General features: G+C 70.8%; 17 protein-coding genes. 6 read left to right on the top strand and 11 right to left on the bottom strand.

The genetic code is table 11. The features are described from left to right. Positions 1-134 precede the first annotated feature (134 nt). Together AA23TX_RS10875 and AA23TX_RS10870 are read left to right on the top strand one after the other, a co-directional pair. Positions 135-689, top strand: coding sequence for an RNA polymerase sigma factor (locus AA23TX_RS10875; protein WP_155542417.1), 555 nt, complete (start codon positions 135-137; stop codon positions 687-689). Positions 690-717: 28 nt separating this feature from the next. Beyond that, positions 718-1,749, top strand: a complete 1,032-nt coding sequence (locus tag AA23TX_RS10870; protein WP_230862415.1) for a hypothetical protein — start codon at positions 718-720, stop codon at positions 1,747-1,749. Between the two features lie 92 nt (positions 1,750-1,841). Here the strand turns inward: AA23TX_RS10870 and AA23TX_RS10865 are convergent, their stop codons facing one another. After that, entirely contained in the window at positions 1,842-2,597 is a 756-nt protein-coding gene (locus AA23TX_RS10865) for a DinB family protein (protein ID WP_155542416.1), read from the bottom strand. A 125-nt stretch (positions 2,598-2,722) separates the two neighbouring features. On the opposite strand from AA23TX_RS10865, the gene AA23TX_RS10860 reads away from it, so the two are divergent. After that, a complete protein-coding gene (locus tag AA23TX_RS10860; protein WP_155542415.1) occupies positions 2,723-3,793 on the top strand; it encodes a class I SAM-dependent methyltransferase in 1,071 nt (356 codons plus the stop codon). A gap of 62 nt (positions 3,794-3,855) precedes the next feature. Here the strand turns inward: AA23TX_RS10860 and AA23TX_RS10855 are convergent, their stop codons facing one another. The 4 genes from AA23TX_RS10855 to AA23TX_RS10840 form a co-directional block, all read right to left on the bottom strand. Continuing rightward, positions 3,856-4,470, bottom strand: coding sequence for a hypothetical protein (locus AA23TX_RS10855; RefSeq protein WP_155542414.1), 615 nt, complete (start codon positions 4,468-4,470; stop codon positions 3,856-3,858). After that, on the bottom strand, positions 4,470-9,245 hold the full coding sequence (locus AA23TX_RS10850) for a hypothetical protein (protein ID WP_155542413.1): 4,776 nt from the start codon (positions 9,243-9,245) through the stop codon (positions 4,470-4,472). Before AA23TX_RS10850 ends, AA23TX_RS10855 begins: the two co-directional genes overlap by 1 nt. A gap of 138 nt (positions 9,246-9,383) precedes the next feature. After that, positions 9,384-11,291: a HEAT repeat domain-containing protein gene (locus AA23TX_RS10845; RefSeq protein ID WP_155542412.1), complete on the bottom strand. Its 1,908-nt coding sequence runs from the start codon at positions 11,289-11,291 to the stop codon at positions 9,384-9,386. A gap of 101 nt (positions 11,292-11,392) precedes the next feature. Then, the gene (locus AA23TX_RS10840; protein WP_196425277.1) at positions 11,393-12,259 is read right to left on the bottom strand and encodes an alpha/beta fold hydrolase; all 867 of its coding nucleotides are present in this window, start codon (positions 12,257-12,259) and stop codon (positions 11,393-11,395) included. A gap of 125 nt (positions 12,260-12,384) precedes the next feature. Between AA23TX_RS10840 and AA23TX_RS10835 the strand changes: the two genes are divergently transcribed. Beyond that, positions 12,385-13,293 (top strand): RNA polymerase sigma factor, encoded by a 909-nt coding sequence (locus AA23TX_RS10835; RefSeq protein WP_230862414.1) that lies wholly within the window; start codon positions 12,385-12,387, stop codon positions 13,291-13,293. A 203-nt stretch (positions 13,294-13,496) separates the two neighbouring features. Next, positions 13,497-14,210: a hypothetical protein gene (locus AA23TX_RS10830; protein ID WP_155542410.1), complete on the top strand. Its 714-nt coding sequence runs from the start codon at positions 13,497-13,499 to the stop codon at positions 14,208-14,210. A gap of 62 nt (positions 14,211-14,272) precedes the next feature. Here AA23TX_RS10830 and AA23TX_RS10825 read toward each other — a convergent pair whose 3' ends face one another. Beyond that, positions 14,273-17,566, bottom strand: a complete 3,294-nt coding sequence (locus tag AA23TX_RS10825) for a hypothetical protein (RefSeq protein WP_155542409.1) — start codon at positions 17,564-17,566, stop codon at positions 14,273-14,275. 255 nt (positions 17,567-17,821) lie between these two features. Between AA23TX_RS10825 and AA23TX_RS10820 the strand changes: the two genes are divergently transcribed. Next, entirely contained in the window at positions 17,822-18,568 is a 747-nt protein-coding gene (locus AA23TX_RS10820) for an SAM-dependent methyltransferase (protein ID WP_155542408.1), read from the top strand. 44 nt (positions 18,569-18,612) lie between these two features. On the opposite strand, the gene AA23TX_RS10815 is transcribed toward AA23TX_RS10820, so the two are convergent. From AA23TX_RS10815 to AA23TX_RS10795, 5 genes are all read right to left on the bottom strand, one after another. Further along, positions 18,613-19,212, bottom strand: a complete 600-nt coding sequence (locus AA23TX_RS10815; RefSeq protein WP_155542407.1) for an NADPH-dependent FMN reductase — start codon at positions 19,210-19,212, stop codon at positions 18,613-18,615. After that, positions 19,209-19,631: a MarR family winged helix-turn-helix transcriptional regulator gene (locus AA23TX_RS10810; RefSeq protein WP_196425276.1), complete on the bottom strand. Its 423-nt coding sequence runs from the start codon at positions 19,629-19,631 to the stop codon at positions 19,209-19,211. Before AA23TX_RS10810 ends, AA23TX_RS10815 begins: the two co-directional genes overlap by 4 nt. A 228-nt stretch (positions 19,632-19,859) precedes the next feature. After that, on the bottom strand, positions 19,860-20,336 hold the full coding sequence (locus tag AA23TX_RS10805; RefSeq protein WP_155542405.1) for a hypothetical protein: 477 nt from the start codon (positions 20,334-20,336) through the stop codon (positions 19,860-19,862). A gap of 2 nt (positions 20,337-20,338) precedes the next feature. Then, positions 20,339-20,542, bottom strand: a complete 204-nt coding sequence (locus AA23TX_RS10800) for a hypothetical protein (RefSeq protein ID WP_155542404.1) — start codon at positions 20,540-20,542, stop codon at positions 20,339-20,341. A 6-nt stretch (positions 20,543-20,548) separates the two neighbouring features. After that, positions 20,549-21,226: a Crp/Fnr family transcriptional regulator gene (locus AA23TX_RS10795; RefSeq protein WP_155542403.1), complete on the bottom strand. Its 678-nt coding sequence runs from the start codon at positions 21,224-21,226 to the stop codon at positions 20,549-20,551. Positions 21,227-21,259: the final 33 nt, after the last annotated feature.

Raw genomic sequence — 21,259 nt, 5'->3', positions numbered from 1 at the left:
ACGATGGCCTGGTGTGCCCGTCGACAGTGTGATCCGGTTCTGCTCGGACCGCAAAGGATTGACCCGGCCTGAACGCTTTGGGCGCGCGGCGGCAAAGACGGGGTGTCAGGGCGAAGCGAAACCCGAGGAGCTTCATGTCGTCAGACGCGGAACTGATCGGTAGGTCGCTGCGCGGGGACACCGATGCCTTCGTGGAAGTGATCAGCCGGCACGAGACCGCGCTCGGGAACTATCTGGCGCGCAGAGTGGGGCGGCAGGCCGCCGAGGACGTGCTCGGCGATGTGTGGGTGGCGGCTTACGAGTCCCGCGCGAACTACGACCGTTCGTATCCCGAAGCCCGGCCTTGGTTGTACGGCGTCGCGCTGAACCGGCTGCGCCGGTACTGGCGGTCCGCACCGGCCGAGGAGCCGGCGTCGGACCTGACCGGCGTGGCGAGCGACTGGGATCCCTGGCCGGCGGTGGATGCCCGCGTGGACACGCAGGCACAGCTCAGCAGGGCACTGGCTCGGCTCAAACCGGAAGAGCGGGAAGTGCTGGGCCTGGTCGCCTGGGAGGACCTGACCGTCGCCGAAGCCGGGCGGGTGCTCGACATCCCCGCCGGCACGGCCCGCCGCCTGTTGCACCAGGCGCGCAAGGCACTGCGTGAAGCCCCCGAAGTGGTCGCGCTGCTGCAAGTCCCGACAACGTGAAAGACACCCCATGGATGAAATGGATCTCATGAAGAATCTGCGCGACGTGCCGTCCCCCGGGCCCGAGGCCTATGACCGCGCCCGCACGGCACTGCGGACGGCGATGGAGGAACAACCCGTAGCCGCGGTCGTGCGACCGAAGCGCTGGTTCTCCTGGCCCAAGGTCGGCGTCGCCGCCGTGGGCGCGGCCGCCGTCGCGGCGGCGGTGGTGGTGGCTACGTCCGGCGGCAGCGTCCCGGCCGGCCCGTCCGACGCGGTCCCGCGGGCGGCCGAGGTACCACCGGCGGTCGAGGCACCGCTGGTGAAGCTGGCCTCCGCGGTCAAGGCGGCCGGCACGCAGCCAGGAGACGCGTCGCTGATCGTCAACACGAAGTTCGGGCTGGACGGCAAACCGGACCTCGACTACACCCTCTACACCGACAAGGGCCAGCAGTTCACGGGTGACTCGGCGAAGACCCTGGTGGACGCGGTCGCCAAGGGTGACGCCCAGCCCGCTACCCCGTATGACGGGAAGGTGATGGCGGCGGCCCGTCTCGCCGCGAACGGCGACGTCGACAAGGCCAGGACCGCGATGATCACCGCGGGCGGCAACGCTCTGGGAGTCGGCCTGAGCCCCGCCGAGGCCGAAAAGGCCTGGGCGGACGCCCAAGCGGAGACCGCGGAGATGTTCCGCAAGATCGGCAAGCCGGTTCCCGCCCCCCGACCGCGTCCGACGGGCAAGGACCTGGAAAACCTGATCAACAACCACCTGTGGAGCAACACCGAACACGCGCTGTTCGCCAACGCCGCCGACGCGGAGGTCCGCGCGGGCGTGCTGAAGCTGTACGCGACCATCCCGGACATGATCGTCGGCATGACCGCCGTCGACGGCCAGGCCGCGCTGACCCTCACCGCGCCCCCCGCCATCCTGGGCGGCAGTGCGGACGTCCTCATCATCAACGCCGACAACGGCCTGCCGATCCGTGAGGAGATCACCTCGGCGGAACCGTCCAAGCACTGGGTGGTGAACTACAAGTCCTCCCGCGTGACCCTCGCCGACGTGGCCGCGGGCAAGATCTGATCCGTCCTGGGAGGGCCGAGATCATCTCGGCCCTCCCAGGATCGTTCCGCGTTCCGCCGCCTCCGGTCGTCCAGGAGACCTTGTCGCTCCGGCTACCCACCTGCCTCGAGCACCGCGAGGTCGCGCACCGCGTAGCGGTAGTGCTCGGCTTCTTCCTTCAGAACCACCTTGAGGCAGCGGCGCACGACGTATTCCTGGTCGGGATACATGACAGCCGGCTTGCGGCCACACACCCGGTCGAGCTCGGCCGGGTCGAGCCCGTCGACCGCACGTCGCATCGCGGCCATGCGGGCGAGCCGCGGCGCGAGCACCTCGTCGAGGGTCGGGGTGGCGTCGAGGGTGAGGCCGAGCTTCTCCGCTTCTTCGGGCGGCATTCCGCCGTGGGGGTAGCCCAGCGGGTGGTAGGGCGCCTCCTCCTCGAGCACGGCGTTGCCGAGCCAGGCATCGCCGGCGAGCAGCAGATGCCGTTGTGTCTCGACGAAGGACCACTCACCGTCGACCCTCTCGTGGAGCTTGGCCTCGGGCAACCGCCTCGCCCGGTCGAGCGTCGTGCCCCACAGGGTCTCGATGGCGTCCCAAGCGGCCCGGTAGTCCTCGGGGGACGCCGCATTGCGCGCCAGCGCCCGCGCGGGGTGCCGGCGGTCGAGCTCGGCCTCGACGTAAGCGGTTACATCGACGTCGTTGACGACGAGGCGCTCGAAGTGACCACCGAGGTAGACGTCACTGCCGTAGCAGTCGACGATCTTCAGACCGTCCACCTCGCAGTCGCGGATCTCGAGGCCGGCCAGGTCGCACAGGTGGATACGAGCACCGCGGAATCGATCGGTCCGGGCGTATTCGGAAACCATCGGAGCAGTCTCGCCGAATTTGTCCCGCCCGCGCCACGCTCTCTTCGCGTGCGCCGCAAGACAAGGGCACTTTCGTCCGTTCGACGGTGCACCTCCCCTTGGTTCGCGCACTAGGCTCCGCCTCCATGATCGAGGACGACACGCCAGCCGATCCGGTCGCCTCGCGCCGCCCGGCCTACCTGGAGGACCTGGCCGGCGGTGTGGATCGGTTCTTCGAGCCTCGCCGGACCAGCTGTCCGTGGTGCGGCTCCGCCGCGCTTCGGGGCCGATTGCGCACGACCGACTTGCTGCAGCACAAGCCGGGCCGGTTCGTGCTCGACGAATGCCGGGACTGCGGGCACGTCTTCCAGAACCCCCGGCTGAACCCGGACGGGCTCGAGTTCTACTACCGGGACTGCTACGACGGGCTCGGCGAAAAGAACATGACCGGCATGTTCGAAGGCAACCGGGCGGGGTACCGCTCCCGGGCCCAGCTGGCCCGGGAAGCCGGTGCATCGGGTGAGTGGCTCGACGTCGGCATGGGACACGGGCATTTCTGCCAGGAAGCCGCCGCGGTGCTGCCCGGAGTCGAGTTCGACGGCCTCGATCTCGGCGACGGGGTGGACCTGGCGCGTCGGCAGGGCCGGATCCGTACCGGCTACCGGGGCTTGTTCGTGGACCGGGCCGAGGAGCTCGCCGGGCGCTACGACGTGGTCAGCATGTACCACTACCTGGAACACACGGCGGAACCCCAGCGAGAGCTGGCGGCGGCGAGGACGGTGTTGCGGCCCGGCGGGCTGCTGGCCATCGAGCTGCCCGATCCGGAATGCCGCTGGGCGAAGGTGCTCGGCCGGTGGTGGATGCCCTGGCTGCAACCCCAGCATCTGAACCTGATGCCGATCGGCAACCTCCGTGCCGAACTGGCGGCCCGCGGATTCACGGTGGTCGCCGAGCAACGCGCCGAGCCGCACGGCGCCATCGACGTGCTGGCCGCGTCGATCATGGCGGTCAACGCACTGACGATCGCCGGGGAGGATCTTCCGTGGCGGGGCGCCCCGCCGACGTGGTGGCGGCGGATCCTGCGCAAGGTCACGTTCGTCGCGTGCGTGCCGTTGTTCGTACTGGCCTCGGCGGCGGACCGGATCAGCGCTCCCTTAGGCCGGCGGCGCGGGTGGTCCAACGCGTACCGGGTGGTGGCCCGCCGGGACGCCGCATAGCCCGCACACTCTGCCGGCGCGGCGATTCGAGGTCGCGTCATGCGCAGTCGGGCCCGGCGGCTTCAAGCCTGCCGTCGGAGGTCCTCGATGTGCACGAGGTACTCCTGGGCCACCGCGAGGTCTTCCTCGTCCACCGTGCCGCCACCACTGTGACCCGCTGTGGCGCGTTCCTCCTCCTCGACCCAGGCCAGGTGGGCGGTGTGGTGCTCGTACAGGGCCGCCAGCAGGGAATCCGCGACGCGCGTGATCTCGCTTTCCCGCGTCGGGTGGTACTCGATCGCGAAGACGGTCGCCCGGCCCGCTGCCAGCTCACTGAGGCGGTAGCAGAGGAACTTGCCGCCGAAACCGGCGTAGTTGTTGAGGCACAACACAACCGGCAGGAGATCCGGATCGCGGGCGAAGACGGCCCGCTCGTTCTTGCTCATCGGATTGGCCGCCGGTGGCGGGCCACCGCGATCGAGGGGCACGGCCAGGTTCGCCGGCTGGTTGGTGAAGTGGAACAGCAGCACCGGGTCGGGGTCGTGCAGCACGAAGAACTCGGTGGGGAACTCGACGCCGTAGCACTCGCGCAGGACCTCGCGCGGGCCGAGCCCGGTCTCGTACAGCGCCCGTGCCAGGCGGGCCATCGCGGGATAGTCGTCGCGTGCCGCCTCCGCGCGAACCTGTTCCAGACTCACTACGCCCTTCTTTCGCGGCTGCGCCGTTCGCGGTCGATCGTCTTCAGCAGGCTGCTCAGCGGGCGCCAGACGCTCTTGAGCTCGTCCGCCGTCATGGCGTCGATGATCCGCTCGGCCAGCTCCCCCGCCTTGGCGACGGCCTGCTGTGCCTCTTCCCTCCCCTGCGCCGGCAGCTGGCTCACCAGGGTAGCGACGTCGTCGCGGAGCTTGTCCAGCTGGGCCTTGATCTCCGGGCTGTCACCGGTCAGCTTGGGGGTGTCCGCCATCAGCAGCGCGACTTCCTCGACGTGGACGAACACCCGGTCCTGGAGGTCGACCTTGAACCGATCCCGCGCTCTCTTGGGCCGGATCTCGTTCAACCCCGGCGTAGCCATGGTGAGCTCCCTGGCGAGGTTCACGGCACTGACCATGGTCTGTGACTGCAGGATCATCGCGTAGGCCCGGTGTGCGCGGCGGATGACGCCGGACTCGACGACCTTGCCGTCCTCGACGGTGAGCTTCTTGCCCCTGGCCGCGGCACGGACGTGGGCGGAGGTCGACTCCAGGCCACGTCCGACGTCGCCGGGCTCCGGGCTCGTCATCGTGCTCACCTCCGGCACGAAGACGATCTTGAACTCGACGCCGAAGACTTCCATCAGCCGGTTGCGCAGGAAGCGGCCCTCGGCGCCGCCCACGCCGTAGATCTCGCCCTGGGCCGCGAGCAGCGCCTTGGCCCTGGTGTTCTGGAAGATGCCGCGGAGGCGGCCCTGGCGGTTCTCGAACGCCTTGATCAGCATGTTGGGCTCGGTCGGGTAGAGCATCTGCGGGTACTTCTCGTTGATCGCGACCCGGACGGCCCGGTCGATCTCGTTGAACTGGACGGTCAGCTGTTCCCTGCGTTTGGTCCCGTGGCCCTTCCACTGGTACCCGGCGAAGTGGTAGCCGCCGACGACGAGCAGCGGGTCCTCCGACATCTCCTCGAGCACCTTCTTGTACGCGGCGAGCACACCCATCGTGTTCTTGGCCGTGGCGCCGGTGTCGGCGTCCTGACCCACGACGTACACCACGTCGTTCAGGTCCTTGAGCACGCCCACCGCGGTGCCGACGTAGGAGGAGCCGAGCACCTCCTGGCGGAAAAGGCCGTACGGCAACGCCTTCTTGTCCCGCAAACCCCTCTCCTGGTCCTCGGCGTGCTTGCGGACCTTGGGGTCCTGCAGGTCCCGGTACGCGGCGCGGACCTCGGTGAACGGGACCGCGTTGTCCGTGCCACGTTTGACCCACCTCGGTGTCCAGACGAAGCCGAACACGGCGAGGAGGAGCTCCGGCGTCTTGCGCACGGCCTTGACGGCGCCGGTGATCTCCTCCTTCCCCTTCGACGGGTCGAGGTGTTCGAGACCGTTGACGCCGATGACGACGGCGGTCCGCGCCGCCGCGAGATCCTTGGTGCCGCTCTCCCAGCCGGTGGTGAGGTACCGGACGGCCAGATCCGGGTTGTCCCTCACACCCGACGGAATCGTCGCGATGGTGACGACGAAGCCCATCCGTTTGTCGAGCCCCTCCATCGGAATCCGGTGTGGGCTGAGCTGTTCCACCACGCCTTCGCGCCTGCTGATGGTGAAAGCGCCCTTGGCCTTGCCGACCTCGTAGGGGAACAGTTCCGCCGGCGGCGTCTCCGCCTGTGGGTTGATGGCGAGCCGGATCGCGTAGGAGTCCTTGCCGATCTTCTTCAGCTGGATCGACGTGAGCTTGTGCTTGCGTTTGATGGCGGGAAGCTTGCGTCGGATGCTTTCCGGCGTCGCGTCCTGGTCCTTGAGCAGACGGGTGGCCTCGCGCAGCGCGGCGGCCAGTGAGCGCTTCTTCTTGTCGGCACGCTTGTCGCGGCGGTCGGGCCGGCGTTTCCCCGGCCTGTGCCGGTCGTCGCGGCGGCGCCTGCGCGCCCGGTCCCGGGCCGGCCGTCGTGGCCGCTTCGGACGGGCCGGCCGGCGCTTCTTCCCCGGCTTCGGCTTGAGCCTCGCCCACAGCTTCTTGACCAGGCCGGAGATCTTGTCGATGACCCAGTCGACGGCGCGGTTCACCGGGCGGGCGATCTGCTGGAAGATGTTCTTGACCTTGCCGGCGATGCCGCCCAGGCCCAGCAGGGCCGCCAGCGCGCCGATCAGGACGGGAATGGCCCGGGCCAGAGCGTTCTCCACCAACGCCGGCACGCCACCGGTGCCACCCTTCGCGATGGCGATCACGGCGTCGAGGACCGCGTTGACGAACTCGATGATCCGGCGCGCGTTGGTGACGACGAAGCGGATGATGTCGATGATCATCTTGCAGGCGCGGATGAACGCCGACGCCGGCGTGAACAGGGACGCGATCCACGTGATGCCGGCGATGATGATCGTCGGCAGCAGGTAGCTCACGAGCTTGCCGATCAGGTCCTTCTTGAGGTCGCCGACGCGGGTCTTCAGGTCGTCCCACATACCGGCCACGCCTCGGCGCTTGACGTTCGAGACCAGCGGGATCGACGTCTCGGCCGCGGTGATGGCCTTGTCGGGGACTTTGCGGGCGAGGCGGGACCGGATGTTCGGCCACGACAGCCCGAGCAGCGTGGCGATCATCATCAGGATGCCCAGGACGTCGAACGTGACCGGCAGCGTGAGCCCGGCCGACGCGCCGATGCCCGTGCCCAGGAGCCACGCCAGCACGCCCTGCTCCAGGTGCCGGCCCGCGTTCTTCATGAACAGCTTCAGGCCGCCGCCGACGCCGGTGACCAGGTTGCCGAGGAAGCCGATCGGGTTCTCGAGGATGTAGCCGACGGCCGACGCCGCCTTGGCCAGCACACCGAGCAGCAGCCTGCCCAGCTCGATGATGGTCTTGATGGCGCCGCCGATCGCCGCGATCGCCTTGGCCACCAGGCCCTTGTTCTTCTCCTTCTCCGCCGCGATCTCGTCGTCGACCGACTTGACCGCGTCGGTGTAGCGAGTGGCCAGGTGGTCGACGAGGTCGGAACCCTTCTCGTCGACGGTGTCCGTCAACTCGTCGAACCGGGCGTCGAGGTCGGCCGCCGCCTGCCTGCCGATGGCCTTGAGATCCGCCGGCAGCTTGTCCACCGCGGCCTTGATCTCCTTGCGGCCGGACGCGATGCGGTCCTTCGCGCGCTTCAGCTCGCCATCGACCGTGTCGGCGATCCCGGTGATGATCCCGTCCATCGCCACCAGGTAGTTGTCCCGGGCGTGCTCGTAGATCCGGTTGGCCTCCTCCGGCAGGCCGGCGAACTTGTCCTTGATCCACTTCGTCCAGCCCCACCAGCCGCCGTAGCGCTCGTCCTTGTAGCGGCGCATCCCGTCTTCGTGCTCTTCGGTGAACCGGTCGCGGGCGACCTTCTCCTTGGCCGTGAACTCGTCGTCGACCTTCTCGTCGAGGTCGGCGAGGATCTTCTCGACGTCGCACTTCGTCTGGTCGAAGAGCTTCTGGAGGAGGTCGGTGACCTCCTTCTGCTTGTCCTCGTCGCTCTTCTTGGTGCTGCCCTTGCGGGTGCGCACCGTGGTGCCGGTCGTCAGGCGGGTGGTGTGGATGCCGGCCATCGCGGCCGCGCCCTGTGTCGCCGCGGCGACCTTGACCTGCTTGAGCTCGCCGGACTCCTCGGCACGGAGCTTCTTGGGCGCCGCCTCGGAGTGGGCGTCCATCGTCTTCTTGTCTTTCACCGCCTTGTCGAACGCCGGCTCGTGGGCGTTGTCGAACCCGAGTTGCTCCTCGGTGACCTTCGCCTTGGTCATGTCCTGCCCGACCTGGTCCGGCCCGGCCGACATGTCCGTCGCCGACGGGGGCAGCCGGTCGGGGGCGGCGAGGTTCGGGTCGGGCGTGCCCGGCTTGCCCGGGACCTTGTCCGGAGCCATGGGCACGACCTGCTTGCCGTCCGGCGCCGGCTCCGGTGGCGCGGCGGTGGTGTCGGCGATCTCCTTGGCCGAGGCGTCCTTGCCCTCGCCGACCTTGCCCCGGACCTCGTTCTTGACCTCCTCGGCCTTACCCGAGTCGCTGAACTTGTCGGCCTCATCGAGGTTCTTCGGCGCTTTGTCGGCCACGGCCTTCTTGACCGCGGCGACGAACTCCTGCTTGTCGAACGCCTTGGGCCGCGCGGCGTCCATGTCTTCGGCGTGGGCCGCCTTGCCCCGCGCCTCGCGATCGTCGGCCGGGGGCTCCGCGGCGGCGTGGGCCGAGCCGGCTTCCGCGGCCGCCGGCGGGTGGCTCGAGCCGATGGCCTTCTTCTTGGCGGTGACGTCCTTCTCGAGTGCCTGGAACTTCGGGTCCGCGCCGGGAGAGCGGGGGCCGGTACCTTTTTCCTGCTTGCCGGCTTTGTCCGCCGTGGGCTTGTCCGGTGCGGCCTGGTCCTTCTGGTCGTTGCCAGGGGGGACCGGGGCGGCGGCCTTCGGTCGGGCCGGCAACGCAGGAGGCATCTTCGTGACCGGCGGCTTGCGGGCGGCCGTCGCGGTCGCGAGCGGACCGGACGCCGGTGTCGCCGGCGCCCCGGCCCGGTTCGTCACCGACTGGTTCGCCAAGGCCTGGTTGCCGACCAAGTTCTGGCCGGCGAGCAGCATCCGGCCGGTCCAGGAGGCCGGATCCGGGGTGGCGCCGAACGGCAAGCCGGTCATGGCCGCGGTGACGACCGCGTTGCCCAGCATCGTGCGGGCACGGACCATGTCCGCGGCGCCGGACGCCGTCGCGCCGGCCTGCTCGGGCCGGCGCAGGTCGGCTGCCGGCGTGGCCGACGCGGGCGGTCGAAGACCGCGGACCTTCAGCGGAACGGGCATCCGGCCCTACCCATCGTGACGGGGATCGAACCACAGAATGACAGTGCGCCCGTCGCGATCACGCTGCTCCGGCGTCACCCGGGCGTCACCGGAATGAGGCCGTAGCCTGCCCGGCACCGGGCACGAGGCACGACCGGGTCAGTCCATGAGCGCGGAAGCCGCAGCCCTGATCTGCTCATCCTCGCTGAAGGTGCGCCACCCTCCGTTGCAGGCGATGCGGCGCGGATTGTCGGCGATCGCCTGTGCCACAGCTCGCACTCGGCCGTCGACCACACCGATGTCGGCGAGATAGCGCAATGCCGCGATGCCGGCCGGCAGGCACTCGCCCCGGGCGAGCGGCTCCGCCAGCTCGGTCAGGACGGTGACGGCTCCGGCCGGGTCGCCGGTGACCCGCCACAGCGCGTGGGCGGCCTCGGTCCGGGTCCAGTCCTCGGTGGAGCGGGTCAACGCACGCAGCGCGTCGACACACGCCGCCGCTTCGGAGCCGAGGTCAGCCGACAGCGCGATGGCCACGTGTCCCGGCCGGGGTTGGGTGAGCTGCCGGGTCAGCGAGTGGAGGCCGAGGTCAGGGTCCGCGCCGGTACGCCACAGCGCCCACGCCACGGCCGGCTCGGCGGCGCTGTCACGCAACGTTCTCGCCGCGGCCGCCGCGGCCGGCCCGATGGCGCCGATCGCCTTCGCCGCCAAGGGCCGCAGCTTGTCCTGCGCGGCCGCGTCGAGGAGGGCGGGCAGAGCCACCGCCGCGGCCGGCCCCCAGGCCGCGACCACCCTGCACAAGTTCGACGCCAGGTCGCGCCGAGCGGCGAGCGGGCCGATGAGAACGTCACTGTACTCACGCAACGGGATCAGCACTTCGCAGATCGCGGGCTGAACCAGCATGGGGACTTCCCGCCCGTAGTGAGCGAGCACGGTGTCGAACCCGAGCCTGTCACCGGACAGTCGTTCCACCAGGCCTGACCGGCAGTCCGGATGGCCTTGCCGGGCCAACGCCCACACCGCCGCATCACCGACCGTGGTCCGGACACGGGAGTCACGCAAGGCCGAATCCGCGGTGCGGGCAGCCAGTTGTTCCGCGTAGGGTGCGGCCTCCGTGCCCAGGCAGGCCAACAGAGCCGCCGCGCGATAACGGACTTCGGGTACGTCGTCGTCCAGGCCCCTGCCCAACAACGACCGGATCCCTTCCACGGCGGTGCGCCACCGGGAGAGCACCTGCTGGGCGTGTCCCAGGCCGGCCACCCGCCGATCGGCCTCTCCGTGTCGAGCGACCCCGACCGCGAACACGCTGTCCGCGACCGGGTCGGAGGCCAGCAGTCCGCCTGTCGTGTGCACGAGCGTGGCGGACGTGCCCCCGATCCAGGCGGAGTCCAGCCACAGCACGGCGTCCGGATCCAGCACGGCCCGTACCAGCATGCCGACCTGACTTGCCGCGATGGCGGGTTCGGACCTGGCCAACGCGTGCACGGCGGCCAAGCGCAGGTGCAGGTCGTCATCTTCCAGCAGTGCCACCAGTTCGGCACGCAATGCCTCGGTCGGGGCCCAGGTCTGCACAGTGCCCAACGCGAGCACGAGGTCGGCACGGGTGGTGCGGTCGGTTTCCCGCTCCCATCTGCGGCGCAGCGCCAGCTCCGACTCCGGGTGCCGGATGCCCTCAGCCGCCAACAGGGTCGTTTCCCGGCGTACGCGCGGATCCGCGTCGTCCAGCAGTGCGAGCAACCGCGGTCTCGCGTCGTCCAGTGCCCGCTGCCAGCCTGGGGCCACCCACTTTTCGGCCGCGGTGACGGCCTCACCGGCCAGCAGACGAATCAGTTCAACCACTTCGCGCCGGTGGTGCACGGCACGGTCCGACACGAGATCGGTCAGCGACGGCAGCGCGGCCGGCGCCGCGGAACAGACCCAACCACCCTGGTGGTAGAGCTTGTTGGTCAAGTCGGCGAGCGCGTCGGACGCCGTGCCCGCGTCCGGGCTCGCGCAGGCCCGGAGCAGGCCGGGCACATCCGAGGCATCGCCGTAGTTGTGTTCCAACGCCGACCAGTCGACATCCCCCATGCTCGTCAATGTAGCCATCGACCGCCTGGGTCCGGGTGGCTGCACCGATGACGGCGCAGGGCGGGAGGCGCGGGCGGCCTCCCGCCGGGATCGCGAGCCCCTCAGCTGCCGATGACGAAGCCGGCTACGGCCTCGGCGAACACGGCGGGTTCCTCGAGGTGGCCGAAGTGACCGCTGCGCTCCAGTACGACGAGGCGGGCGTCCGGGATCAGCTCGACCAGCTCGCGCGCCCAGCGGACTCCGCAGATCACGTCGAACCGGCCGGCCACCACCAGCGCCGGCACGGTCAGGGAACCCAGCGCCGCACGGTCGTCGATCGTGTCCGGCACGAGCCGCTCGTCCAGTCCGGAGATGTGCGTGCCGCGGACGGTCGCCCTCAGCGGCGCGAACTCCGCCTCCCGGCCCCAGTAGTCGGCGAAGTACGCCGGCAGCAGACCACGCAGCGCGGCGTCCATCTCGTCGTCGTCCGAGATCGACGCCGTCGCCTGCAGGGCGGCCAGCACCCCGGGCAGGTCGGGCCGGTCGGCGTTGCGGCGGGCGAACTCCTCGACGTTGCGCTGGGCTTCGGCGCCGTGCTCCGGCCCGGTGACCGGGGCGCTCTCGTACAGCACCACCCCGGCGACCCGGTCGGGGCGGTGCAGCGCGAAGTACTGCGCGACGAACCCGCCGTGGGAATGGCCGATGAGGTGGGCCGTGGCCACGCCGAGGTGGTCCAGCAATGCGAGCAGGGCACGGGCGTACCGGGCGCGGGTGTACCCGTGCGGGTGGGACGCCAGCCGCCCCGAGCCGCCGGTGCCGATCGGCTCGACGTAGACCACGGTCAGGTGCGCTTCGAGCGCGGGCATCCGCAGGTACGCCCAGTCGACGCCGGGGCCGCCGGGCAGGGCGACGCACACCGGCCCGCGGCCGTGCACGTGGTAACGCTGGCGGACGCCGTCGAGTTCGACGGTGTGGGTGCCGGTGTCCATGATTTCTCCGATCGCACTGTGCTGGGAACACCGTCAAGATGGCCTCGGGGCAGCGAAGTTCGATCCGGCGGGCATGGCGTGCGTCACACCGCGGAGCCCGGGCCGGGACCGGGCAGAATGATCAGGTGACGTCCATCGAGATCGAGCTGGCGCGCGGTGCCCGGGCCGGCAGTGTGAGCGCTCTCGGGACGTTGCTCGCCCGGCACCAGGCCGACATGCGTGCCGTGGCGCTCGGCATCCTGGGCCACGGGCCGGACGCCGAGGACGCCCTGCAGGACGCCGCGCTGACGGCGTTGCGGCGGATCGGAACCTTGCGCGACCCGGCCGCCGCCGGGCCGTGGCTGCGGGCGATCGTCCGCAACGCCTGCCGCATGCGCCTGCGCGCCGCGCGCCGGGTCGTGCCGGTCGCGGACCCCGGGCCGCCGGCCGATCTCGCGACCCCGGAACGCCTCCTCGACGACCACGTCTCCCGCGACTGGGTCTGGCACGCGATCGACAGCCTGTCCCCGGCGTTGCGGGAGGTGGTCCTGTTGCGCCACTTCAGCGACGTCACGTCGTACGAGCAGATCGCCGCCGCCTGCCGGCTCCCGGTGGGCACGGTGCGCAGCCGGCTGAACCAGGCGCGGACCAAGCTGTCCGAAGCCCTGCTGGCCACGGCCGACCAGGCGTACGACGACGCCGCCGCGCGCAACGCCGCCAGCGCACGGGAGGCGGCCGACACGCTGGCCGCCGCCCGGCGGGGCGAGTTCGCCGGCGTCGTCGCCGACCGCTGGACGCCGGACCTGCGCATGACCAGCGGTCAGGGCTTCCAGGGCGGGCGGGACATGGCGGTGGCGGGCATGGAAGCGGACTTGACCTACGGTGTGCGCCAGCACTTCGTCAACGCCGTCACCAGCCGCGACTTCACCGTGTGGGAGATGGCGATGGTCAGCCCGCCGCACGATCCGCAACACTGCCCGCCGGCGGTGGTCTGGCTGATGTCGCACCGCGAAGGCCGGGTCGACCGCCTGCGCCTGTTCTTCCCCGCGAGCTGACGATCGCCGCTCCGGTGCGTGGTGCACGCCTCAGGCGAGACGAAAGCGGGCTCATCCGCCGGCCCGGCCGGCCACCCGAGGGTGGTGTCCGGCCAGTCGAACGCGGCCGCCCGGGCGGTGACCGGATCGTCTGGCGGCCGATGGGCTCCGGCCGTGGCGGGTGCGAGACTGGGCGGCGACGTGACGACGCGAAGGAGCTCGCGGTGGCCTCTGATGCCCTTGAAGGACCGGTCCCGGCGTCGAGCGGGCCGGGGCAGCCGGCCCTTCAGGTACTGGACAAGGCCATCGGCTTGCAGACACCGCTGGTGCGCAAGAACATCGCCCGGGCCCGTCAGCGCAACCCGGATGCCACACCGGCGGAGGTCATCCGCACCCTGGAGCGGATGTACGTCAGCGCCCTGGCGGGCACCGGGGCCGCGGTCGGGGCCACCGCGGCCGCGCCCGCCGTCGGCACCGGGGTCGCACTGGCACTGTCGGCGGGCGAGGCCTTCTCTTCGCTCGAACTGAGCACCCTGTTCGTGCTCTCGGTCGCCGAGGTCCACGGCGTTCGGCTGGACGAGATCGAACGCCGGCGGACGCTGGTCATGGGGATCCTGCTCGGCCAGTCGGGTTCCTCGACCATTGTCGGCAAGGCCGCCGAGCGCACCGGTCAGCACTGGGCCCGCCAGCTCGTCAGCAAGGTGCCCACGGCGACGCTGAAACAGATCAACAGCGTCCTGGGCAAGAACTTCGTCACCAAGTACGGCACCAAGCAGGGCATCATCGTGCTCGGCCGGGTGGCTCCGTTCGGCATCGGCGCGGTGATCGGCGGTGGCGCCAACGCCACCGTCGCCACGCTCGCAGTCCGAGCCGCCCGGCGCGCGTTCGGCCCGGCGCCACAGTCATGGCCCGAAACAGAGCGGACTCTGGACGGCTGATGACCTCGCGGAGAATCCTCGACACAGAGGCAACGCGTGTCACGGCGTCCGAGCCCGGCACATCACTCAGGAGCGAGGGAAATGTGCGACGCGCGTTCGCGGACATCGGCGTCGGGGTGCGCGCGCAGGGCCCTTACCAGGTCGCGCCATGGGTGCGGCCATCCGGCGTGGGGGCCGGCCTGGCCGGCGATGCTCGCCGCCAGCGAGGCCTCCGCCGGGCCGGTCGTGAGGGCCTGAGCGGTGCCGAGCAGTTCGGCCCGTCCCGGGTCGTGGCCGGCCAGCCAGGTCGCCAGCCGGTCCGCCACCTGCCAAGCCAGTGCGGGACGGTCGGCGAGGGCGGCGATCCGGCGGACGGCCGGCAGCAGTTCGCCGTGGCGAGGGAGGGCGGCGACGGCGAGCAGCAGCGCGTCCGTTCGGTAATCCGCCTGGTGCGCCAGCGTCGTCGACAGCCGCTCCGCGGCGCCGCGCATGGTTTCGCCGTCGGTGTCCAGGCGGACCGCGAAGCAGGCGACGAAGTGGCGTAGTCGTTGTCGCGCCGGCTGGTCCCGGCCGTCGGCGACGACGTCGTCCGCTTCGGCGAGCGTCGTGACCACGTCGTCCAATGGCGCCGGATCGCCGGTGACCGCGCACGCCGCGAGTACCGCTTCGACCGCTGCCCGCCAAGTCGCGGTGCTGGTGAGGTCGCCGATCAGGGTGACCAGCGCAGCAGGTCCTTCGCGGTCCCAGGCGCTCCACGCGGGCCAGGCGGCCAAGCCGGTTCGCGCGGTGTCCGGATCGGCGCTGCCCGCCACGCCGCGCACCAGCGTGCCGTACCGCTCGCGGTAGTGCTCGGCGATGGTCATCGGGTGGGCTTCGGTCACGGCCGTGGCCACCGCGGTCATGGTGGTCGCTTCGGCGAGCCATTGCCAGGCACGGTCGTCGTCGAGCAACCGGCGCGCGGCCGACACGATGGCGCGGCGGAGGTCGCGGTGCAGATCCGGGGTCGCCCACAGGGTGGCGAGATCACCGGCGGCGCCGGGCACGCGGTGCTCGGCGAGCAACCGGATCGCCTCCTTGCGCGCCGTCAGCTTCTTCCCGGCCAGCACCGGACGAAGGGCGGCACCCAATGCGTCCGGTCGGATGGCGCGGGCGGCCCGGCCGGCCGCGTACACCGCGACCCGGGCGCGATCGGTGTCGGCGTAGCCGAGCAACGTGCCGAGTGCGTCGCCGGGCCGATCGGTCCAGGCCAGGCCGGCCAGCGCGGCCTCGACCACGGCGACTTCGTCGTCCTGGAGGAACGGCCGCACGTCGTCGAGGACGGCGCCGGGCAGGCTCGCCAGGCGCCGCACGGCCGAGACCCGCTCCCAGACCGGCTTGCGGGGCGCGGTCGCGAGGTCGGCCAGCAGCTCGCCGTACCGGGCGACCTGACGCGGCAGCCAGTGCCGTGACGCCCCGCTGAACGTCGGGACCAGCCGGACACCGCGGGCGACGAACCGGCCGCGCGGCGGCCGGTCCAGCACGCGGTCGAGCAGGTCGGTCCGGCGTTCGCTGATCGCGTTCGCCACGGCGGTCACGGTGATCGTCGACGGGTCGCGGCGGAGCACGGCCTCGACGCGTTCGTCCCGGGTCGCGGGCGGGGCCAGCCACAGCCCGAGTGCCCAGCGGACCGTGGCGTCGTCGGCGGCGCCGGTCGCTTCGCCCACGGCGGCCTGGAGGTCGGGCATCGTCCACGCGCGCCGCCGCAGGCCCGAGGCCAAGGACAGGACCAGGTCGTAGCGGCCGGCGCGGGCGTCGGCGGTGATGCGCGGCCGCAGCGCGGAGAACAGGCCGTGTTCGGCGCCGCGGGGCAGGTCCTGATCGAGCCGGTGCAGGGTGAGGGCGTGTGCGTGTCCACCGGACAGCTCCACCATCAGCAGCCCGCTCTCGACCAAGTCGGGCCGCGTCGTGAGCGTTCCCTGCCGGACCAGGGTGACGGCCAGCGTGCCGACCGCCTGGCGGGTGGCCCAGGACGCGTCCCTGGCCTGGACGGCATCGGTGGCCAGCTTGACCAGGGTGGACGGATCGGCCGACCGCAGGAGCCAGCCCGGGAGCGCGGCGATGGCCGCGAGCGCGGTGTGGCGGACCGGATCCTGCTCGTTGGGCAGCCGGGTCAGCGACCCGAGCAGGCCGGCGACGACCTCCGGGTCCCGGGTCGCGGCCGCCGCGCCGATCAGCAGCGGGTAACCGAGGGCACGCTCCACGGCGGTCGGCCGGGCGGTCGCGGCGCGCAGGTGGGGCTCGGCCTCCGGCCAGGGCAGCCGCGCGGTCGCCTCCCGCCGCAGGTCGGGATGGTCGGCCACGGGGCGGGCGGCGAGCAGCCGGCGGGCCTGCTCGTGCCGGGACCGCCACGGCAGGACGTCGAGCAGGGCGATCGGCAGTCCGGCCTGCTGCAGGGTCTGCTCCCCCAGCGCTCCACCCAGGACGATCGCGCGCCGGGCGGGCGGGAGCCCGCGCAGCAATGCCGTCAAGCGGCGCACGTCGGTGAGCGAGGTGCGCGCGAGCGAAGTCAGAGACCCGTCCGTGGCCCGCCGCAGAGCGAGCTCCATGCTCCGGCCCGCGCGGAACCGGATGCGCCGCGCGGGATCGGCGAGGATCGCCACGACGCGGTCCGGGTCGGCCGCGGTCGCCGTGGCCAGCCACCGGTCCGCGCCGGCCGGGAGCCCGGTCAACGGTCCCGACCGCGCCAGCAGGTCGACGAGATGTCCGGGGTCTTGCCGGACCAGCTGACCCAGCGCCGGACCGAAGAGAGCCCACACGGCGTTGCGCCCGGCGTCGCCGGCTTCGGTCAGCCTCCGGCGCAGGTGCGCGAGCACCACGGCGGGGTGACGGCGGGACAGCGCGGCGAGGTTGGGCACCGCGAAGTCCAGTTCCGGCAGCAAGGCCGTCACGGTGTCGGCGTCGCAAGCCGGGAGCACGGCGGCGGCCTCGTGGTCACCGAAGCGGGCGCGCACCCGGGGCAGCAGCGCTTCGGCCCACTCGGTGGCTCCGGTGGCGCGCACCGCGCGGTAGAGAGTGTGCCGCCACGCGAGGGGCGCGGTCGGGAGTGCCGCGGTGAGGACGTCGAAGTGCAAGCCGTGGCGGGCGCAGTGGGTCATCGCCAGAGCGGCGACCCGGGTGTCCGTCGCGACGAGGCTGCGGCGCAGGTGCGTGTCATCGCCTGCGATGGTGGCCATCTTCGCGGCCCAGGCGCGCGGAAGCCCGGGGACGGCGTCCAGTTCCGCGAGCAGAGCGGTCAGCTCCGGCGAACCGGCCAGCGCGCGTGCGGTATCGGCGAGAACCCGCCTTCGTGCCGGAGCGGCCAGCGGATCGATCCGGGCGAGAAGGGCGCGCAGGTCCATTCCGGGGATTCTTCCCGATCATGGAGCCTTCACCAACGCAATTCCGCTCGACGGCGCGGACGGTGCCCGGCGGCACGAGAGCGCGTTCGGGGTCGACGCGATAACCGGTGGACCGGCACGTGCGCCCCGCCTAGCCTTCCGCCCAACCGTATGACCTTCCGTTCGAAGAGGTGCATTTCATGAATGTCCGGGCAGCCCGGCCGTCGACGGCCGACCCAGCGCTGGACTACCCCTTGGACGTGAGGAATCCCCGAAGTGGATCTACCCCGTAGCTTCACCATCCGCGAGAGCGGCCACCGCATCCACAACCCGCTCACCAGCCGGAAACTGGCCGGCCTGGGCGAGGCGCTGAACCCACCACCCGGCACTCGGCTGCTCGACCTGGCCTGTGGCTCGGGCGAGCTGCTGTGCACCTGGGCCCGCGATCACGGCATCACCGGAACCGGCGTGGACATCAGCACCGTGTTCCTGGCCAAGGCCCGGGCACGAGCGATCGAACTGGAGGTCGCCGAACAGGTCACGTTCACCCACGGCGACGCGTCCGACCACGTCACCGACGGCGCGGTCGACATCGGAGCGTGCGTAGGTGCGACCTGGATCGGAGGTGGCGTGGCCGGCACCGTGGACCTGCTCCGACGCAGCCTGCGCCCCGGCGGCATGATGCTGATCGGCGAACCGTACTGGCGCAGGCAACCCCCGGACCAGGCCACCGTCGAAGGCTGTCACGCCACCGGTGAAGACGACTTCCGCGTCCTCCCGGAGCTGCTGGAACAGTTCGGGGAGCTGGGTTGTGACGTCGTGCAGATGGTCCTCGCCGACCAGGACAGCTGGGACAGCTACGTCGCGGCTCAATGGCTCAACACCCGCCGCTGGCTGGACGCCCATCCCGACGACGAGCTGGCCGAGCAGATGCGCGCGGAACTCACCGCCGCTCCGGCGCGCCACGCCCGGTACCAACGCGAATTCCTCGGCTGGGGCGTCTTCGCTTTGATGAACCGCTGACACAGCGGCCGAGTGAGTCCCGGTGATCCGGCACCGGGACTCACTCACATCCCTGACGTCGTCGCTTCTTCGAGGGTTTTGAGTGCGCGGGCGTGCTCGACGAGGTCGCGGAGGGAAGCCGGGACGAATTCGGCGACCCGGGGTGCCCAGTCCGATCGCTCGACCAGTTCGCCGGTGGGGTCGAAGAGCCGGTGGGCGTGGGCGAGGGGGAGGCTTCGGGGCAGGGGCAGCATGCCTGCCTTGCTCAGGGACAGCCGCAGGTGCTGGCCGGCCAGGGCGCCGCCGTGTGCGGTGGTGGAGTACGACACGATCGTCGCGGGTTTGCCGGCGGCCTCGGTGGCGAGGAAGTCCAGGGCGTTCTTCAACGCGGCCGGTGGCGCGTGGTTGTACTCGGGTGTCAGGAAGACGTAGGCGTCGGCGGCCGCCATGGCTTCGAGCCAAGCCCGCACGGGTGCGGACGGCCGGCGGTCGTGGTTGGCCAACGGCGCGAGCGGCTCGTCGAAGAACGGCATCGGGTGGTCGGCGAGGTCGAGCACGGTGAACTCGGCGCCGTTGACGAGGGCCGCCTTGCCGATGACGAACCGGCAGACGCGGTCGCCGAGCCGTCCGGGGCGGGTGCTGCCGAGGATGACCTCGATTCTCATTGCCGCTCCTCGGTCTCCAGGAGTTCGCACATCGTCTTCAGTGTCTGGATGGTGGTGGCCATCGCGGCGTCGGTCATGTGCTTGCCGCCCAGGCGCTCGTATTCGCGTTGCACGGCCAGCCCGTCCTTCACGAGGGACTGGCCCGCGGGGGTCAGCGTCAGCGCGTGCTCGCGACGGGACGCGGACGAGGTCGTGACGGCCAACCAGCCTCGTCGCCGGGCAGTCTCGACGTGCCGGCTGACCGCGCCCTTCGTCAGGCTGAGGAGGTCGGCGATCTCTTGTTGTGACGGGGAGACGTCGCCGGCGTCGGCGATCGACCGGAGCACGAGGAACAGGGTGCGCCCGATGCCGATCCGCTGCCGGAAACGGCGATCGCCGACCCGTTCGCTCAGCAGGGCCGCTCGGTGCAGGTAGCGCATGAGGTCCCGATGCGGGGACGGATGCTGCGTCACGGCAACAGTCGTGACCTGAACAGTCGACATGTGAACGGTTTGGCCGCCGAACCGATCGCCGACTCGGCCGGCTTCGCCACACCACCGAGATGGTTCCGCCCTGGGGCCGGCCAGGAGCATCCAGGAAGCGTGGTCGAGCGGATCTCGTTGGGCGGATCGGCCACCACAGCGGCGGCCCGGTCTTCCGGGCCAAGTTCACTTCAGGCAGATCAGCTGGGGTCGTGGCAGCTCTAAGGACGCTTTGCCGAGCTGCGCTCGGATCCTCTGGATGTCGGCAAGGTCTTTGGGGCGCGACAGTTCCGTCTTGTACTGGAGCACGTCCTCGAGCCGGGCCAGACGAAGGCCGCCGATGACTTCTGCGTTGTCCATCAGGTTGTCCACATCCCACCGGGACGTGATCCACCCGGCGGAAAACTGGATCCGGCCTCGGCCGCACTGCCAAACCGGATCCCCGCTGTACGCGCCCACACTCGGGACGCCGGTCCGCCTCGCCCAAGCCAAGACGTCGCCCCGGGCCACCACGTCGAGGTCGCGGATGGTCGTCCGCAGCCCGTGCGCCAGCAGCGGCGCGCTGCCGAAGAGAACGAAGTGCCTGGGATCGAGGTCCCAGGCCAGAAGTTCGCGGATGAACTCGTTCCGGAAGAGGCGCTTCGCCTCGGGGGTGGTCGTCACGGCTATTCCTTGTCGTCGGTTCGCGATGACAGGCCACGCCCGATCAGGCCACGCATGGCCTTGATGATCTGGGGGCGTTCCGCCGGCTTGCTGTTCCGGATCGCGGCTTTGAACATCATCAGCCTGACGATCTGGTGGACGACAGTCCCGATCGCCAGCATCGCGAGGACCCAGCCGCTCGAAGGGTGCTCCAGCACGGACAGCACGGCTGATCACCACGACGACATGGGCCGGCCACCGGCTATCCGGCGCAGCCCTTCGGCATCGGTGACGCGGAGGACGAGGCGCCCGGTGTCGATCAAACCGCTCTGCTTGAAAACGCGGACGATCTTCTTGGTCGCTTCCAGGGAGGAGCCGCTCAAGGATGCGAGGTCCTTCTGGCTCAGTCCGATGGTCGGCACCCCGTCGACGACCTCGCAGATGCCGTTCCCGATCAGTTCGGTGAGCGCCTTGGCGATCCGCCGTTCCATCGCGAGGTCGGAATCCGAGATCTTCCGCGTCGCTTGAGCGAGCCGCTTGCGGACCGCGGCGTGCAGGGCTTGCTCCGCGGGTCGGTTCTCGTCGAGGAACTTCAGCAGTTCGGCCGCCGGAACGTGCAGCGCCTCGACGTCACCCCAGGCGGTCACGGTGGCCGACCGCGGCTCGTCGTCGATCACTCCCAGCTCGCCGACCGTCTCCCCCGCCCCCCGGAAGGCCACGATCCGTGCCGGCTGACCGGTGGAGACCTGCACGTGTCCCTTCCTGATGAGCAGCAGGAAGTCGCTGTCCTCCCCTTCGCGCATGAAGACGTGGCCGTCGCCGCGCCGCAGCACGCTACCGACACCCTCAAGAGTGCGGATCTCTTCCTCGCCGAGAAGCCATCTGCTCTCGTCTGCGTGCGCTTCGGCCATGAGTTAAGTGTAAAAGTACCTTTTGATCGAAGG

The organism is Amycolatopsis camponoti (genome assembly GCF_902497555.1).
Lineage (GTDB): Bacteria > Actinomycetota > Actinomycetes > Mycobacteriales > Pseudonocardiaceae > Amycolatopsis > Amycolatopsis camponoti.
The sequence above is the reverse complement of the archived record's forward strand: the minus strand, read 5'-3'. Positions and strand labels throughout refer to the sequence as shown.

Excerpts from the sequence above, each read along its gene's own strand:
- AA23TX_RS10875 (WP_155542417.1), top strand. The coding sequence starts at position 135 with ATGTCGTCAGACGCGGAACTGATCGGTAGGTCGCTGCGCGGGGACACC.
- AA23TX_RS10870 (WP_230862415.1), top strand. The coding sequence starts at position 718 with ATGAAGAATCTGCGCGACGTGCCGTCCCCCGGGCCCGAGGCCTATGAC.
- AA23TX_RS10865 (WP_155542416.1), bottom strand. The coding sequence starts at position 2,597 with ATGGTTTCCGAATACGCCCGGACCGATCGATTCCGCGGTGCTCGTATC.
- AA23TX_RS10860 (WP_155542415.1), top strand. The coding sequence starts at position 2,723 with ATGATCGAGGACGACACGCCAGCCGATCCGGTCGCCTCGCGCCGCCCG.
- AA23TX_RS10850 (WP_155542413.1), bottom strand. The coding sequence starts at position 9,245 with ATGCCCGTTCCGCTGAAGGTCCGCGGTCTTCGACCGCCCGCGTCGGCC.
- AA23TX_RS10845 (WP_155542412.1), bottom strand. The coding sequence starts at position 11,291 with ATGGGGGATGTCGACTGGTCGGCGTTGGAACACAACTACGGCGATGCC.
- AA23TX_RS10840 (WP_196425277.1), bottom strand. The coding sequence starts at position 12,259 with ATGGACACCGGCACCCACACCGTCGAACTCGACGGCGTCCGCCAGCGT.
- AA23TX_RS10825 (WP_155542409.1), bottom strand. The coding sequence starts at position 17,566 with ATGGACCTGCGCGCCCTTCTCGCCCGGATCGATCCGCTGGCCGCTCCG.
- AA23TX_RS10815 (WP_155542407.1), bottom strand. The coding sequence starts at position 19,212 with ATGAGAATCGAGGTCATCCTCGGCAGCACCCGCCCCGGACGGCTCGGC.
- AA23TX_RS10810 (WP_196425276.1), bottom strand. The coding sequence starts at position 19,631 with ATGCGCTACCTGCACCGAGCGGCCCTGCTGAGCGAACGGGTCGGCGAT.
- AA23TX_RS10795 (WP_155542403.1), bottom strand. The coding sequence starts at position 21,226 with ATGGCCGAAGCGCACGCAGACGAGAGCAGATGGCTTCTCGGCGAGGAA.